Origin of the sequence: Streptomyces spororaveus (genome assembly GCF_016755875.1) — a bacterium.
Taxonomy (GTDB): domain Bacteria; phylum Actinomycetota; class Actinomycetes; order Streptomycetales; family Streptomycetaceae; genus Streptomyces; species Streptomyces spororaveus.
Map to the genome: position 1 here is coordinate 2,071,381 of NZ_BNED01000005.1, position 15,349 is coordinate 2,086,729.

Genomic DNA, 15,349 nt, shown 5'->3' on the forward strand with positions numbered 1-15,349 from the left:
CGCATCGCCGCGTCGTACGCGACCACCACCGAGCCGCCGTGCCGGTCCCCCGTGCCGTGCCAGTCCTCCACCCTGTGCCCCTCCCCCGTACACCTTCGGTCAACGGGTTTCAGCCTGCCACGGGGCACTGACAGCCAGGCCGCCGGGGCCGCCCCGCCGGGTGTCAGGAGACCGGCCGGGAGTCCTCCCACATCGATTCGAACTCCTCCCGGTAGGTCGTGAACAGGCCGTGGTCCGCGTCCTTCGGCACGCCCCGGCCGCCGCCCCGCAGCACCAGGACGGGCGACTCCATGCCGCGCGCCCGCCTCAGGTAGGACTGCACCACCGCGATGCCCGAGGCCTGCCCCTCCACCAGGTAGGCGGTGAACCGCGGGGTCTCGTCGAAGACGTGGATCTCGAAGCGGGAGGGGTCCCGCAGACCCGCCCGGACGCGGCGGACGTGCAGGATGTTCATCTCCACCGAGCGGCTCAGCTCGCCCTTGCGCAGCCCCAGCTCGCGCTCGCGCCGCTTGACGGCGCTGCTCGCCGGGTTCAGGAACAGCAGCCGCACCCGGCAGCCGGCCTCCGTGAGCCGGACGAGTCTTCGGCCCGAGAAGTTCTGGACCAGGAGGTTGAGCCCTATGCCGATGGCGTCGAGCCGCCGCGCGCCCCCGAAGAGGTCCTCGGCCGGGAGCTGGCGCTGGAGCCGTACCCGGTCCGGGTGGACCGAGACGACGTCCGCGTACCGGTCGCCCACCAGGTCCTCGACGGCGTCGATCGGCAGCCGGTCCGCGGCGGGGCTGCCGGAGACCCCGCCCAGTACCTCCAGCAGGCGCGCCGAGGCGCGCTCCGCCTGTTCCAGCACGGGCCGCGACAGCGCCCGGTTGCGGGAGACGACGTTGCGGGTGACCTCCAGCTCGTCCAGGGCCAGCTCGATCTCGCGCCGGTCGTCGAAGTACGGCTCGAAGCACGGCCAGTGCTGGACCATCAGCTCGCGCAGCTGGGGCAGGGTCAGGAAGCTCAGCACGTTGTCGTCCGCCGAGTCGAGCAGATAGCCCTTGCGCCGGCTGACCTCGCGTACGGCGACGGCCCGCTGCACCCATTCCTGTCCGGCGGGCCCGGCGGCGGCGACGACCCAGTCGTCGGTGCCGTGCACCGGTTCGTAGATCGGCCGGAGCACCGCCCCGACCACCGCGCGCAGCCGCTGTTCGATGAGATTCAGCCAGATGTACGCACGACCGGCCCGCTGCGCCCGGGTCCTGACCTCGCTCCAGGCCTCCGTGCCCCAGTCCAGCTCGACGCCGGTCCCCTCGTTCCCCGCGTCCCCGGCCGCCGCCGGTCCGCCCGCCAGGGAGACCGCCCCGGCCGGGATCCCCGCGGGCGTCCCGCCGGGGACACCACCTGGGGCGTCCGCCGGGCCACCCTCGTGACTGCTGTCACCAGGGGGCAGCTCCAGACCTCCCGAGCTCACCCGTGCACCGCCTTCTGCGTCTGGACGCCCGTCTCCAGTGATCACGGAAGGGTACTCCGCGCGCGCGGCCCGATGCAGCCCGACGGCCCTTACCGGGACGGTCCGTTGACCCATTATCCGATGCGCAGACAGTCCTCTGACCCGCATATCGGCTCTGCGGGTCACCCGGTAGGACCACTGCCAAGTCCGCGCTTGGGGCCCCTCTTTCGGGGAAGATCTGGCAGGGACGTGGTCCATGCCGGGTCAGCCGGGACATCTTCGGGCAATGAGGGAAGAGTCGTTATCTATGCAGGTCTGGCCGGGACAGGCGTATCCGCTGGGTGCCACGTACGACGGCGCCGGCACCAACTTCGCGGTCTACTCGGAGGCCGCCCGACGCATCGAGCTGTGCCTCCTGCACGACGACGGGTCGGAATCCGCCGTGGAGCTGCGCGAGACGGACGCCTTCGTCCGCCACGCGTACCTGCCCGGCGTCATGCCGGGCCAGCGCTACGGGTTCCGCGTGCACGGACCGTACGAGCCCGAGCGCGGGCGGCGCTGCAACGCGGCGAAGCTGCTGCTGGACCCGTACGCCCGGGCCGTCAGCGGCCGGGTCAGCTGGAACGAGGCGGTGTACGGCTACCACTTCGGCCGGCCGGACTCGCGCAACGACCTCGACTCCGCCCCGCACACGATGAGCTCGGTGGTGGTGAACCCGTACTTCGACTGGGCCAACGACCGGCCGCCGCGCCACGAGTACCACCACACGGTGCTGTACGAGGCGCACGTCAAGGGTCTGACGATGCACCATCCGGACCTCCCCGAGGAGCTGCGCGGCACCTACGGGGCGCTGGCGCACCCGGCGGTCATCGGCCACCTCGCCAAGCTCGGGGTGACGGCGCTGGAGCTGATGCCGGTGCACCAGTTCGTCAACGACCACCGTCTGGTCAACGACGGGCTGAGCAATTACTGGGGTTACAACACCATCGGATTCTTCGCCCCGCACAACGGCTACGCGTCGGGCGACCGCGGCCAGCAGGTGCTGGAGTTCAAGTCGGCGGTCCGGGCGCTGCACGAGGCCGGTATCGAGGTGATCCTCGACGTGGTCTACAACCACACCGCGGAGGGGAACCACCTGGGCCCGACGCTGTCCTTCCGGGGACTGGACAACGCCTCGTACTACCGGCTGGCGGACGATCCGCGGCACTACACGGACACCACCGGCACCGGGAACTCGCTGCTGATGCGCTCCCCGCACGTGCTCCAGCTGATCATGGACTCGCTGCGCTACTGGGTCACCGAGATGCATGTGGACGGGTTCCGCTTCGACCTGGCGGCGACGCTGGCCCGCCAGTTCCACGAGGTGGACCGGCTGTCCTCGTTCTTCGACCTGGTCCAGCAGGATCCGGTGGTCAGCCAGGTGAAGCTGATCGCGGAGCCCTGGGACCTGGGTGAGGGCGGCTACCAGGTGGGCAACTTCCCACCGCTGTGGACCGAGTGGAACGGCAAGTACCGGGACACCGTACGGGACCTGTGGCGCGGGCAGCCGCGCACGCTCGCGGAGTTCGCGGGGCGCCTGACGGGCTCCTCGGACCTCTACCAGGACGACGGGCGGCGCCCGCTGGCGTCGATCAACTTCACCACCTGCCACGACGGTTTCACCCTGAACGACCTGGTGTCCTACGACGAGAAGCACAACGAGGCCAACCGGGAGGGCAATCGGGACGGCGAGACCCACAACCGCTCCTGGAACTGCGGTGTGGAGGGACCCACGGAGGATCCGGAGATCCTGGAGCTGCGCGAACGCCAGATGCGCAATTTCACGGCCACCCTGATGCTGTCCCAGGGGGTGCCGATGCTCAGCCACGGCGACGAGTTCGGCCGGACCCAGCAGGGGAACAACAACGCCTACTGCCAGGACAACGAACTGTCGTGGGTGCGCTGGCCCGAGCCGGGCAAGCCGGCCCCGTCGCTGCTGGAGTTCACCCGGCGGATGGTGTGGCTGCGCCGCGACCACCCGGTCTTCCGGCGGCGCCGGTTCTTCCACGGGCGGCCGGTGGAGGGCACGCACGACGAGCTCTCCGACATCGCGTGGTTCACCCCGCACGGGGAGGAGATGCGGGCCCGGGACTGGCAGGCGCAGCACGCGCGGGCGCTGACCGTCTTCCTCAACGGGGAGGCGATCTCCGAGCCGGGCACCCGCGGGGAGCGGATCACCGACGACTCGTTCCTGCTGATGTTCAACGCGGGCGCGGAACCGCAGGACTTCACGGTTCCGGCGGGGCACGGCGCGCAGTGGCGGCTGGTGGTGGACACGGCGCGGGCGGACGTACAGCCACCCGGCACCGGGCCGCAGTACGCGGCGGGCGACCGGGTGGCGCTGACGGGGCGGTCTCTGGTGGTGCTTCAGCGCCCGGCGTAGGCGGCGCTCCCGTCCGGCGCCGGGGAGGAGCCGGCCGGCGGGCCCGGAACGCTCACCTCGGCGGCGCTCACCTCGGCGGTGCTCACGTCGGTGGCGCTCGCCCCGGCGGTGTGCGTCCGGGCGGCGGGCACCTCGGTGACGAGGGCGAGGAGCAGGCAGAGGGCGGCCGCGCCGACGGCCACGGCGAAGGCCCCGGCGGGGCCGTAGGTCTCGGCGAGGCGCCCGCAGACGACGAGGGCCGCGGCCTGCCCGGCCACCAGGCAGCTGGCGGCGAAGGCCATCGAGGTGGAGAGCCGGGCCGGTTCCACGGCCCGCTCGGTGAGCGCGAACGCGGTGATCAGGTGGGGTGCGTAGGCGGCGCCCAGCACGGTGACGACGGCGTACAGCGGCCACAGTCCGTCGGTGACGAGCAGGGGCGCCGAGAGCACGAGGGCCGCACCGGTCGCCACGCGCCAGCGCAGCCGCAGCCCGAACCGGGCGGGCAGCGCGCCGAGGGAGATGCCGACGACCGCGCTGACGACGCCCATGGCGGAGTAGACGACGGCGGCCTGGTCCGGGACCCCGAGCCGGATGGTGAGCGCGGTGATGCCCGCCTGGCAGGCGCCGAACATCGCGCCCTGGAGGGCGAGTGAGCAGCGTACGGCGCGGACCACCCCGGGCGGCCGGACCCGGGTGCCCGGGGCCCGGTCCGACGCGGGGGACCCGGCCGTGACGGCGGCGGTCGGGTGCAGCGCGTACACGGTGCCGAAGACGGCGACGAGGCCGGCCGCGCCGGCGAGGGCGACGGCCGGGTGCGCGAGGAGCGCGGCGAGTCCGACCAGGGCGGGTCCGAAGACGAAGGAGACCTCGTCCAGGGTGCCTTCGAGCGCGTGGACGGCGCCGACGACGCTCTCGTCGGACCCGGCCCGGTGGGCCAGGGCCACCGAGCGCGTCCGGGCGAGCGGTCCGATCAGCGGTACGGAGGCGCCGGTGAGGGCGCCGATCGCGGCGAGCGGGACGGTGGCCAGGTGCGTGAGCGCCCCGGCGACCAGGGCGGCCGTGGCCACGGCGTTGACGGCGGCCGCGGCCAGGACGACGCGGCGCTGCCCGTGGCGGTCGGCGAGCCAGCCGAGGACGGGTCCGAAGAGGACCTGCCCGATGGACAGGGTGCCGCCGACCGTGCCCGCGACGGCGAGGGAGCCGCTGGTCTGGGCGACCAGCAGGAAGCTGCCGAACTGGGACATCGCGACGGGCAGTCGGGCGAGGAAAGAGACGAGCGGAAGTAGGGGCCCGGTCAGGGCGATGACTTTTCGATAAGTGTTGACGGTTCCAACCACTTGATCGACATTAACCCGGCGCAGTCACTCGGATGCATTGGGTAATGGCACGGAATCCGGCAGGTTGGGTACGTACGTTCTCATGAGCCAGCCGCACGCGACCCCCGAATCGGAATCTGACGTTCCGACCGTAGTCACTCCGACGTCGACCTACCGCCTCCAGCTGCGCCCCGAGTTCCCCTTCGCGGCGGCCGAGGCAGCCGTCCCGTACATCGCCTCCCTCGGCGTGTCGCACCTGCACCTCTCCCCGGTCCTGGAGGCGGTGCCCGGCTCGACGCACGGCTACGACGTCACCGACCACTCCCGCGTGCGGGCCGAGCTCGGCGGTGAGCCGGGCCTGCGGGCCCTGGCCGCGGCCGCCCGGGCGCACGGGCTCGGACTGGTCCTCGACATCGTGCCCAACCACATGGCGGTGCCGACCCCGCTGCGGCTGAACCGGCCCCTGTGGGAGGTCCTGCGGGAGGGCCCCGCCTCGCCGTACGCCCGCTGGTTCGACATCGACTGGGAGGCGGGCGGCGGCCAGGTGCTGCTGCCGGTGCTCGCCGGGCCGGCGGAGGAGTGCGAGCTGCGGGCCGACGGCGGGGTGCTGCACTACGGGGAGCAGCAGTTCCCGCTGCGGGAGGGCACCTCGGGGCTGGCGCTGCCCGAGCTGCTCGCCGCGCAGTGGTACCGGCCGGCCTGGTGGCGCGAGGCCCGCACCTCGCTCAACTACCGCCGCTTCTTCACCATTTCTGAGCTGATCGGGATCCGGGTGGAGGACCCGGAGGTGTTCACGGCCACCCACGCGAAGGTGCTGGAGCTGGTCCGGGACGGCGTCGCGGAGGGGCTGCGGATCGACCACGTGGACGGCCTGGCGGACCCTGAGGAGTACCTGCGGCGGCTGCGGGCGGCGGCGGGCGACGGCTGCTGGGTGGTGGTCGAGAAGATCCTGGCCCGCGAGGAGCGGCTGCCGTCCGCCTGGCCGGTGGCGGGGACCACCGGCTACGACGCCCTGCACCGGGTGGACGGGGTGTTCACCGACCCCGAGGGCGCCGCGGAGCTGGCGGCCCGGTACGGGGAGAGCACCGGGCTGCCGCGGTGGCCGGAGGCGGCCCGGGCCTCGGCCCGGGAGGTGCTGACCGGTGACCTGGCCGCCGAGCTGGGGGCGCTGGAACGGCAGGCGGGACCGGAACTCGCCGGCGCCGTCGCCGAGTTGCTGATCGCCTTCCCCGTCTACCGGCCCTACCCCGGCGAGAGCGACCTGCCGCCCCGCGCCGTGGAGCAGGCGGCCGCGGCGGCCGGTCCGGACGCGGTGGCCGCCGTACGGGACCTGCTGCTGCGGGATCCGGCCTTCGCGGCCCGCTTCGCCCAGACCTCGGCGGCCCTGCGCGCCAAGTCCCTGGAGGACCGGGCCTTCTACCGGTACGCCCCGCTGCTGTCGGCCACCGAGGTCGGCGGGGAGCCGGGGCGGCCGGCGGTGTCGGCCGCGGAGTTCCACGCGTACTGCGCGGACCTGGCCCGGGAGTGGCCCGCGGCCGGGACCGTCCTGTCCACGCACGACACCAAGCGCAGCGCGGACGTGCGGGCCCGGATCTCGGTGCTGTCCCAGGCGCCGGAGCTGATGGGCCGCCCCGGGGGGCCCGACCCCCAGCTGGCCTGGGTGGCCCGGCAGACCTCGCTGGGCCTCGGCCCGGTCCCCGGGGCCGGGCCCCGGCTGGCCGACGCCCTGCTCAAGGCGGTGCGCGAGGCGGCCCTGCGCACCAGCTGGACCGAGCCGGACGAGGAGTACGAGGCGGGAGTGGCCGGGTACGTCCGGGCCCCGCTCGACCTCCCGGCGGAGCTGGCCGGGGCGGCGCGGGCGAACCTCCTCGGCATGACCCTGCTGCACCTGGCGATGCCGGGGGTCCCGGAGGTCTACCAGGGCGCCGAGACGGAGTACCGGGCCCTGGTGGACCCCGACAACCGGCGCCCGGCCCGCTTCCCCCGCCGCACACTGGCCCGGCTGGACGCGGGGGCGGCGCCCGAGGATCCCGCCGAGGAGAAGCTGGGGCTCACGGCCGGGCTGCTGCGGCTGCGCCGGGACCGGCCCGAGCTGTTCCGGGGGTACGCGCCCGTCCTGGCCCGGGGTCCGGCCGCCGACCACCTGCTGGCGTTCACCCGGGGCCCCGGGCTGCTGGTGGCGGCCACCCGGCTGTCCCACCGGCTGGCCGCGTCGGGCGGCTGGCGGGACACCCGGCTGCCGCTGCCCCCCGGCACCTGGACCCGCCTGGCCCCCTTCTCCCCGGGGGCGGAGCCCGCCGTGCCGCACAGCGGTTCCGCCGAGGTGGCCGCCCTGCTGGACGGCCACCCGGTGGGTGTCTGGCTGCGCCGCTGATCCGGCGGGCCGCGCCGGTACGCCACTCAGCGGGGTGGCGGGCCCGGCTCCGGTACCCCGCCCTGGCCCCGCTCGGCCCGGGCTCCGACCAGCTCCGCGAAGGCGGCCGCGGCCCCGGTCAGCGGGACCCGGGAGAACACCGCCAGGGGCCGGTGCCACGGCGGGTCGAGGGAGAGCAGTACGCAGTCCTCGCCGACGGCGCCGCGGACCATGTGGGCCGGGGCCATGACGACGCCCACCCCGGCGGCCGCCATCCGGACGGCCGTGGAGGTGTGCTCCGTGCGCAGCACCGTGTGCGGGGTGAAACCGAGTGCCCCGCAGGCCCGGTCGAGGACGAGGACACCGTCGACCAGAGGTTCCATCGCGCACCGGATCCAGTCGCGGTGGGCGAGTTCGGCGAGGCCCACGGCCGCACGGCCGGCCAGCGGATCGTCGAAGGGGACGACGATGACCAGCTCCTCCCGGCCGATCCGCAGCAGCGGCCCCGCCCAGCCCGCGGGCTCGGGGCCCACCGCGAGGTCGGCGACGCCGCGTTCCAGCTGCTCCTCCAGCGCCTCCGTGGCGCCGTACTCCCGCAGCACCAGGGACACCCCCGGGTGCAGGGACCGCCAGCGGGCGGCGACCCCCGGGAGCAGGCCGACGGCCAGCGCGTGCACGGTGGCGATGTGCAGTTCCCCGCCGGTCACCCCGGCGGCGGCGCGGGCGGCGCGCTCGGCCTGGCGGGCGCTGCGGACGGCGAGTTGCGCGTGCGGGAGGAAGGCGCGGCCCATGGGGGTGAGCCGGACCCCGCGGGGCATCCGCTCCAGCAGCGCGCCGCCCACCGACCGCTCCAGGGCCTTGACCTGGTGCGACAGCGCGGGCTGCGTGACGTGCAGGCCGTCGGCGGCGCGGGTGAAGGAGGACTCCTCCACGACGGCCAGGAAGTACTCCATTTGACGCAGGCTCATGACCGCGAAGCATAAAGATCCTTCATGACCTTCAGAAGATCATTTCCTTGGACCCGGTCCGCCGGGCGGTGGAGGCTGGTGTCATGACCAACGACAGCACAGTGGATGTGATCGTGATCGGCGGCGGCACGGGCGGCTACAGCACCGCCCTGCGCGCCTCGGCGCTGGGCCTGAGCGTCCTGCTCGCGGAACGCGACAAGGTCGGCGGAACCTGCCTGCACCGGGGCTGCATCCCCAGCAAGGCCATGCTGCACGCGGCGGAACTCGTGGACGGCATAGCCGAGGCGCGCGAACGCTGGGGGGTCCGGGCGAGCGTGGAGTCGGTGGACTGGTCGGCCCTGACCGCCACCCGGGACGACATCGTCTCCCGCAACCACAAGGGTGTGGAAGGGCACTTGGAGCACGCCGGCGTACGGGTGGTCCGCAGCGGAGCCCGGTTGACGGGGCCGCGCACGGTACGGACCGGGGACGGGCGGGAGTTCTCCGCCGCCCGGGGGATCGTGCTGGCCACCGGGTCCCGGCCGCGCACCCTGCCCGGCCTGGAGCCCGACGGCAGCACGGTGGTGACCAGTGACGACGCGCTGTTCGCCCCCGGTCTGCCGGCTTCGGTGCTGGTGCTGGGCGGCGGGGCCATCGGGGTGGAGTACGCGTCCTTCCACCGTTCCATGGGCGCCGCGGTGACCCTGGTCGAGGCGGCGGACCGGCTGGTGCCGCTGGAGGACGCGGACGTGTCCCGGCATCTGGCGCGCGGGCTGAAGAAGCGCGGGATCGACGTGCAGACCGGGGCCCGGCTGGAGGGGGCCGAGCGGCTCGCCTCCGGGGGTGTGCGGGCCACCGTGCGCACGGCCCGCGGGGAGCTGCGGGAGATCGGGGCGGAACGCCTGCTGGTGGCGGTCGGGCGGGTCCCCGTGACCGACGGCCTGGACCTCGCGGCGGCCGGACTGGCCACCGACGAGCGGGGGTTCGTGGCCCCGGCCGACTGGTCCCGGCTGGAGACCGCCGTCCCGGGGATCCACGTGGTGGGCGACCTGCTGCCGCCGCCCTCGCTCGGGCTGGCGCACGCCTCCTTCGCGGAGGGCCTGCTGGTGGCGGAGACCCTGGCCGGGGTGGCGAGCGCGCCCGTGGACTACGCGGCGGTGCCGCGGGTGACGTACTCGGCCCCGCAGACCGCGGCCGTCGGACTGACCGAGGCGCAGGCGCGCGAGGAGGCGTACGACGTGGTGGTGAACACCATGCCGCTGACGGCCGTGGCCAAGGGCATGGTGCACGGGCAGGGCGGCACGGTGAAGGTGGTCGCGGAGCGGGACGGGCGGGTGCTCGGTGTGCACCTGGTGGGGCCGCACGTCTCGGAGATGATCGCGGAGAGCCAGCTGATCGTGGGCTGGGACGCCGAGCCGGGCGATGTGGCACGGCACGTCCACGCCCACCCGACGCTGTCGGAGGCGGTCGGGGAGGCCTTCCTCAGTCTGGCGGGCCGCGGGCTGCACCAGCAGTAGCCCGGCCGCCGGAACGCCGTGGCAGCGGTCGCGGCCGCAGGCCTTGGCCAGGGGTTTTCTCGCGGATCGGGGGAACTGCGGAGCCCGCGGAGCAGTAGGCGGCGGGCCCCGCGGGCATGGCATCCCTTGTGACTCTCCTCCGTGACATGTGCTACCCCACACCGCGGGAACTCGGGCTCGCCGGCCGCGCTCTGGCGGACGAACACCCCGGCGAGGTCCGCCTCCGCCAGGCCGGCGCGTCCCGGGCCGGGCAGCCGCTGTGGGTACTGTCCGTCGCCGCGACGGGCGGCACCCCGCGCGGGGCCGGCCGCAACGTCCTCGTCGTCGCCGGCGCGCACGCCAACGAGCCCGTCGGCGGCGCCACCGCCCTCTCCCTCGCCCGGCGCGTCCTCGACGACCCGGCGCCGCGGGCCGGCTGCGGCTGGCACTTCCTGCTCTGCGCCGACCCGGACGGCGCGAACCTGCACCGCACGCCCCGCCCGGACTCACTGCTGGACTACCACCGGAACTTCTTCCGGCCGCCCGGCCCCGAACAGCCCGAGTGGGCCCCGTCCTTACTGCCTCCGGACCGGCTGCCGCCCGAGACCCTGGCCCTGACGGCGCTCATCGACGAGCTGCGGCCCGTGCTGCAGGTCTCGTTGCACGCCACCGATCTCGGCGGCACCTGGGTACAGCTCACCCGGGACATACCGGGCCTCGCCGAGCCGTTCGCCACATCGGCCGCCGAGCTGCGGATCCCGGTGGAGAACGGGGCCTCGGACGCGGCCGGCTGGCCCTCCCCCGGACCCGGGATCTTCGTGATCCCGCAGCCGGGCAGCGAGGCCGCCGGGGCCTTCCACCCGGAGGACACCCGGCTGAGCACCTGGTACCACGCCCACCGCTACGCCGGTACGACCGCCATCGTCGAAGTCCCCATGTGGGCCTCCGACCTGGTGGACGATCCGGCCCCGCACCCGGACCCGCGCGGCGCCCTGCGGATGCTGGCCGAACGGCTCACCGCGGACGCCGCGCTGGTCGCCGCGGTGCGCGACGGCGGCGCCGTACGGCCGGGCCCGCCGCCGTACGGCGACCCGGCCGCGGCACCGCTGCTGCGCGCGGTGGACTGGACGCTCGCGCTGATCCCCCGGGTCGCCGCCGCGTGGACGGCCGGGGCTCCCGCGGAGGCCACGGCCGCGCACGTCGCCAGCATCGACGCCTTCGGACGGCGGCTGTCGCTGCGCGCCGCCGCGATGCTCCTGCGGGTGCTGCGCGCCCAGGGGCACCCGGCGGCGCCCGGCCTGGACCGGCTGGTCACCGGGTGGTGCGACGACTTCGCGGCCCGCTTCGGGGCCCGCTGGGTCCCGGTGGCCACCCAGGTGGAACACCAGTCCCGGACCGTCCTGGCCGCCTACGACCGCCTCGTCGCGGCGGGGCGGCCGGGCTGAGCGGGGTCAGGGGGTCCGGCGGATCACGGCCGGCCCCAGGCGGGTGTCGGGGCCGGGCGGCGGCAGGGCCACCGGCCTGGCTCCGTCGTGGTCCTCCTCGGCGTCGTGGAGGGGGCGGCTGCCTTCGGCCGCGTCCGCCAGCCACTGCCAGACGTACGGCCGGCGCGCGTCCGGGCCCGGGGCCGGCTCCGCGCCGGAGATCCACGTCGTGAGGGTGAACCGGTGGTCCGGGAACCGACCGCTCGGACACGTGGACGGCACGACCTCGTGGAAGGCGCCGGACGGGAAGAAGGCGATGGTGTCGTGCTCGGGCTCGATCTCGCGGTAGGACTCCCCCGGCCGCGCCCTGCCGTCGACCACCGCGGTGTCGTACAGGCGGAGTTGGCCACCGCCGAAGCCGCGGGGGCGGCGGTGCAGGTAGTACACCGCGGACAGGGCCGTGCTCACGTCCCGGACACGTGAGGCGTCCGTGTGGACGCCGAAGTGGCCGCCTTCCCCGTGCGCCGTCAGGACGGTCAACGACTGCGCGAGTGGGGCCCGGTGGCCGAGGACCTCCTGGACGAGCGGCAGGCAGTCGGCCAGGTGTGCGCTGAACACCCGGCTGGTCACGGGAAGGACCAGCGAGTCCCGCCCCTTGCGGGACACCTGTCCGGTCAGGGGGTCGAGGACGGTCCCCGCCGTGAAGTCGTCCTCCCGCGATATCGCGTACTCCAGCAGGGCGGCGGCGCGCTCCGCCCCCAGGAAGTTCTCGAAACGGCAGACCGGTGCCGGTACCGCGAGCGCGGGGGACCACTGGTCGGAGGGCGGCAGTACGCGGGGGCTGATTTCCATCGGCGTGGCCGGTTCCATCGTGTATCCGCTCATAGCCCGGAACCGTACGACGGCGGCCGCCCGCGCCGAAGGAGCACGAAGGGGCGCACAGGAGTGCGCCCCGCACGCCCGCGCCGACCGTGCGAGGGGCCACGGCCGGCGACACGGTCAGCGGGAAACGGAACCGGGTCCGGGGGGTGTACCGCCCTCGGGCCGAACCGGCTCCACCGCGAGGGCGTAGCGGCGCTTGGGTCGTCCGGCGGCTCCGAGCCGGTCGTAGAAGCGGATCGCGCCCTCGTTCCAGTCCGGGGTCTGCCACTGGACCTCGCCGAGGCCACGCTCACGCGCCAGTTCCCGCACGCCGTCCATCAGCGCGGCGCCGAGGCCGTGGCCGCGGGCCTCCTCCGCCAGGTAGAGGCCGTCCATGTGCAGGTAGTGCCGGGCGTCCCAGAAGGAGAACTCGGCCGAGCAGGCGGCGTATCCGACGACCGTGCCGTCCGGGGCGCAGGCGAGCAGCACCCACAGGCGGGCGTCCTCGGCGAACAGCCGCGGGCCGAGCCGCTCGGCGAGGTCCGGCGGGCGCGGCGCGGATTTCTCGTACGCCACGTGCTCGTGGACGAGTTCGACCAGCCGGGGCAGGTCCCCGACGCGTGCGCGGCGGATGACGGAGGTGTGTTCCATGCCCGCCATCCTGCGTGCCCGCCCCCGGCGGCGGACCGGCGGGGCGCCCTCAGCTCGACGAGAGCCGGAAGGTCATGTTCCCGAAGCTGACCTGGTCTCCGTCACGGACCACCGCGGAGCCGGTCACCCGGTGTCCGTTGACCGTGGTCCCGTTGGTGGAGCCGAGGTCCTTGAGGACCCACACCCCGTCGCGCAGGCTGAGCTCCGCGTGCGCCCGGGAGACCGTCTCGTGGCTGAGCCGCAGCCCGTTGCCGGGATCGCGGCCGATCCGGAGGACCGCCGCGCTCGGGTACGGCAGCAGCAGCTTGGGCAGCCGCTCGGCGGCCCAGGCACGCCGGACCCCGACGGACACGGCCGAGACCCGGCCGACCCAGCCGAACAGCCGACGGGTCCAAGGGCTTTCGGCCGCCTCCCGGGACTGGAGGTCTGCCGTGAGCACGGCGAGGTCCTCGGAGCGGCGGGCGACCAGGGCGAGTTCCATACGGCGCAGGAAGGTGTCGTGGGACAGCTTCCCGAGGGCCGCGCCCTCCCTGAGCTGGCCCAGCGCCCGGTCGCGCTCGGCGTCGGACAGCCGCGGCGCGGGGAAGGCGGGAATCTCGAAACTGGACGTCACAGGGTGATTGTCGGCCCGTCGGGGCCGGAGTGTCCAGAACTCCCCCGCCACGCCCGGAATGATGGGCACGATACGCATGCAGGGCACCGCCGACGACGAGGGGACCGTCCGTGCAGTTCGAGGTGTGGGCACCACTGACAGGTCACGTCGCCATGCTGCTCGACGGGGCGACGTACGACATGGCACGCGACCCGGACCGGGACGGCTGGTGGACCGCCGAGGCCCCGGCCGCCGACGGGAGCCGCTACGGATTCCTGCTCGACGGCGACGGCCCGCGGCCGGACCCGCGCGGGCGGCGGCTGCCCGACGGGCCCGACGGCCTGTCGGCGGTGGTCGACCTGGAGGCGCTCTCCGCCCGGCCGGCGGCCGCGCCGCACACCCGGCTCCAGGACGCGGTCCTGTACGAGCTGCACATCGGCACCTTCACCCCCGAGGGCACCTTCGACGCGGCCGCCGCCCGGCTCGGGCACCTCACCGCGCTCGGCGTCACGCACGTGGAGCTGATGCCGGTCTGCCCGTTCTCCGGCCGGCACGGCTGGGGGTACGACGGGGTCGCGCCCTGGGCGGTGCACGAACCGTACGGCGGCCCGGCCGGCCTGGCCCGTTTCACGGCCGCCGCGCACGAGGCGGGGCTGGGCGTGGTGCTGGACGTGGTCCACAACCACCTGGGCCCGTCCGGCAACCACCTGCCCGCCTTCGGCCCGTACTTCACCGACACCCACCACACCCCGTGGGGCTCCGCGGTGAACCTGGACGCGGCCGGCTCCGACGAGGTGCGCGCCTACCTGCTCGGCAGCGCGCTGGCCTGGCTGCGCGACTACGGGATCGACGGGCTGCGGCTCGACGCCGTGCACGCGCTCGCCGACGACCGGGCGCTGACCTTCCTGGAGGAACTGTCCGCGGCCGTCGACGAACTGGCCGCGGACACCGGCCGCCCGCTGTTCCTGATCGCCGAGTCCGACCGCTGCGACCCGCGCACCACCGCCCCCCGCGCCACCGGGGGCCTGGGCCTGCACGCCCAGTGGAACGACGACTTCCACCACGCCCTGCACTGCGCGCTCACGGGCGAATCCCAGGCGTACTACGCCGACTTCGCCGCGGCTCCGCTCGCCGCCCTCGCCAAGACCATGACCCGGGTCTTCTTCCACGACGGGACCTGGTCCGCCTTCCGCGGCCGTACCCACGGCCGTCCGGTGGACCACCGCCGGACCCCGGCCCACCGTTTCCTCGGCTACACCCAGACCCACGACCAGATCGGCAACCGGGCCCTCGGCGACCGGCTCTCCGCCTCGCTCTCCCCCGGGCTGCTGGCGTGCGCCGCGGCCGTGGCCCTGACCGGGCCGTTCGTGCCGATGCTGTTCATGGGCGAGGAGTGGGGGGCCAGGACGCCCTGGCAGTACTTCACCGACCATCCGGACCCGGGCCTGGCCGAGGCGGTACGGTCCGGCCGCCGCCGGGAGTTCGCGGCGCACGGCTGGAAGGCCGAGGAGATCCCGGACCCGCAGGACCCGGCCACCCGGGACCGCTCCTGCCTGGACTGGGCGGAGCCCGAACAAGGCGGCCACGCCCGCCTGCTGGACTGGTACCGCACCCTGATCGCGCTGCGGCGCACCCATCACGACCTGCGCGACCCGGACCTGGCGTCGGTCCGGGTCGCCCATGACGAGGAGCGTCGCTGGCTCACCTTCCGGCGGGGCGACGTCCGGGTCGCCGTGAACCTCTCCCCGGACCCGGTGACGATCGCGCTGGGCCGCAACGGGGTACGGGTGCTGGCCGCCTGGGAGCCGGTCGAGCACCCGGGTCCGGACGGGCGGATCCACGTACCGGGTCACACGGCGGTCGTCCTGGCGCCGTGACG

The 15,349-nt window shown here is 74.5% G+C and carries 11 protein-coding genes; 5 read left to right on the plus strand and 6 right to left on the minus strand.

All coding sequences use genetic code 11. The features are described 5' to 3' along the window. Positions 1 to 163 precede the first annotated feature (163 nt). Positions 164 to 1,450: a DUF5919 domain-containing protein gene (locus Sspor_RS11995; protein WP_202199113.1), complete on the minus strand. Its 1,287-nt coding sequence runs from the start codon at positions 1,448 to 1,450 to the stop codon at positions 164 to 166. Between the two features lie 286 nt (positions 1,451 to 1,736). Here Sspor_RS11995 and glgX point away from each other — a divergent pair, with 286 nt between their 5' ends. Further along, complete coding sequence (gene glgX, locus Sspor_RS12000) at positions 1,737 to 3,851, plus strand: glycogen debranching protein GlgX (RefSeq protein ID WP_202199114.1); 2,115 nt, start codon at positions 1,737 to 1,739, stop codon at positions 3,849 to 3,851. Here the strand turns inward: glgX and Sspor_RS12005 are convergent. Next, entirely contained in the window at positions 3,836 to 5,167 is a 1,332-nt protein-coding gene (locus Sspor_RS12005; protein ID WP_202199115.1) for an MFS transporter, read from the minus strand. The genes glgX and Sspor_RS12005 overlap by 16 nt on opposite strands. An 82-nt stretch (positions 5,168 to 5,249) precedes the next feature. Here Sspor_RS12005 and treY point away from each other — a divergent pair, with 82 nt between their 5' ends. Beyond that, on the plus strand, positions 5,250 to 7,520 hold the full coding sequence (gene treY, locus Sspor_RS12010; protein ID WP_202199116.1) for a malto-oligosyltrehalose synthase: 2,271 nt from the start codon (positions 5,250 to 5,252) through the stop codon (positions 7,518 to 7,520). 26 nt (positions 7,521 to 7,546) lie between these two features. Here the strand turns inward: treY and Sspor_RS12015 are convergent, their stop codons facing one another. Next, positions 7,547 to 8,467: a LysR family transcriptional regulator gene (locus Sspor_RS12015; RefSeq protein WP_202199117.1), complete on the minus strand. Its 921-nt coding sequence runs from the start codon at positions 8,465 to 8,467 to the stop codon at positions 7,547 to 7,549. Positions 8,468 to 8,550: 83 nt separating this feature from the next. On the opposite strand from Sspor_RS12015, the gene lpdA reads away from it, so the two are divergent. Both lpdA and Sspor_RS12025 read left to right on the plus strand, forming a co-directional pair. Next, positions 8,551 to 9,963 carry a dihydrolipoyl dehydrogenase gene (gene lpdA, locus Sspor_RS12020; protein ID WP_202199118.1) on the plus strand — a complete coding sequence of 471 codons (1,413 nt, stop codon included), beginning with the start codon at positions 8,551 to 8,553 and terminating at the stop codon, positions 9,961 to 9,963. Positions 9,964 to 10,091: 128 nt separating this feature from the next. Then, entirely contained in the window at positions 10,092 to 11,387 is a 1,296-nt protein-coding gene (locus tag Sspor_RS12025) for a M14 family zinc carboxypeptidase (RefSeq protein WP_202199119.1), read from the plus strand. A gap of 6 nt (positions 11,388 to 11,393) precedes the next feature. Here the strand turns inward: Sspor_RS12025 and Sspor_RS12030 are convergent, their stop codons facing one another. From Sspor_RS12030 to Sspor_RS12040, 3 genes are all read right to left on the minus strand, one after another. Further along, positions 11,394 to 12,251 (minus strand): 2OG-Fe(II) oxygenase, encoded by an 858-nt coding sequence (locus tag Sspor_RS12030; protein WP_202199120.1) that lies wholly within the window; start codon positions 12,249 to 12,251, stop codon positions 11,394 to 11,396. A gap of 114 nt (positions 12,252 to 12,365) precedes the next feature. Then, a complete protein-coding gene (locus Sspor_RS12035; protein WP_308445537.1) occupies positions 12,366 to 12,878 on the minus strand; it encodes a GNAT family N-acetyltransferase in 513 nt (170 codons plus the stop codon). A gap of 49 nt (positions 12,879 to 12,927) precedes the next feature. After that, positions 12,928 to 13,491 (minus strand): FHA domain-containing protein, encoded by a 564-nt coding sequence (locus Sspor_RS12040; protein WP_202199122.1) that lies wholly within the window; start codon positions 13,489 to 13,491, stop codon positions 12,928 to 12,930. A 110-nt stretch (positions 13,492 to 13,601) separates the two neighbouring features. Between Sspor_RS12040 and treZ the strand changes: the two genes are divergently transcribed. Further along, positions 13,602 to 15,347 carry a malto-oligosyltrehalose trehalohydrolase gene (treZ, locus tag Sspor_RS12045; protein ID WP_202199123.1) on the plus strand — a complete coding sequence of 582 codons (1,746 nt, stop codon included), beginning with the start codon at positions 13,602 to 13,604 and terminating at the stop codon, positions 15,345 to 15,347. Positions 15,348 to 15,349 lie beyond the last annotated feature (2 nt).

What these genes read in the sequence shown, in the direction of transcription:
- lpdA (WP_202199118.1), top strand. Translation starts at nt 8,551, where the DNA reads ATGACCAACGACAGCACAGTGGATGTGATCGTGATCGGCGGCGGCACG.
- glgX (WP_202199114.1), top strand. Translation starts at nt 1,737, where the DNA reads ATGCAGGTCTGGCCGGGACAGGCGTATCCGCTGGGTGCCACGTACGAC.
- treY (WP_202199116.1), top strand. Translation starts at nt 5,250, where the DNA reads ATGAGCCAGCCGCACGCGACCCCCGAATCGGAATCTGACGTTCCGACC.
- Sspor_RS12015 (WP_202199117.1), bottom strand. Translation starts at nt 8,467, where the DNA reads ATGAGCCTGCGTCAAATGGAGTACTTCCTGGCCGTCGTGGAGGAGTCC.
- Sspor_RS12030 (WP_202199120.1), bottom strand. Translation starts at nt 12,251, where the DNA reads ATGAGCGGATACACGATGGAACCGGCCACGCCGATGGAAATCAGCCCC.
- Sspor_RS12035 (WP_308445537.1), bottom strand. Translation starts at nt 12,878, where the DNA reads ATGGAACACACCTCCGTCATCCGCCGCGCACGCGTCGGGGACCTGCCC.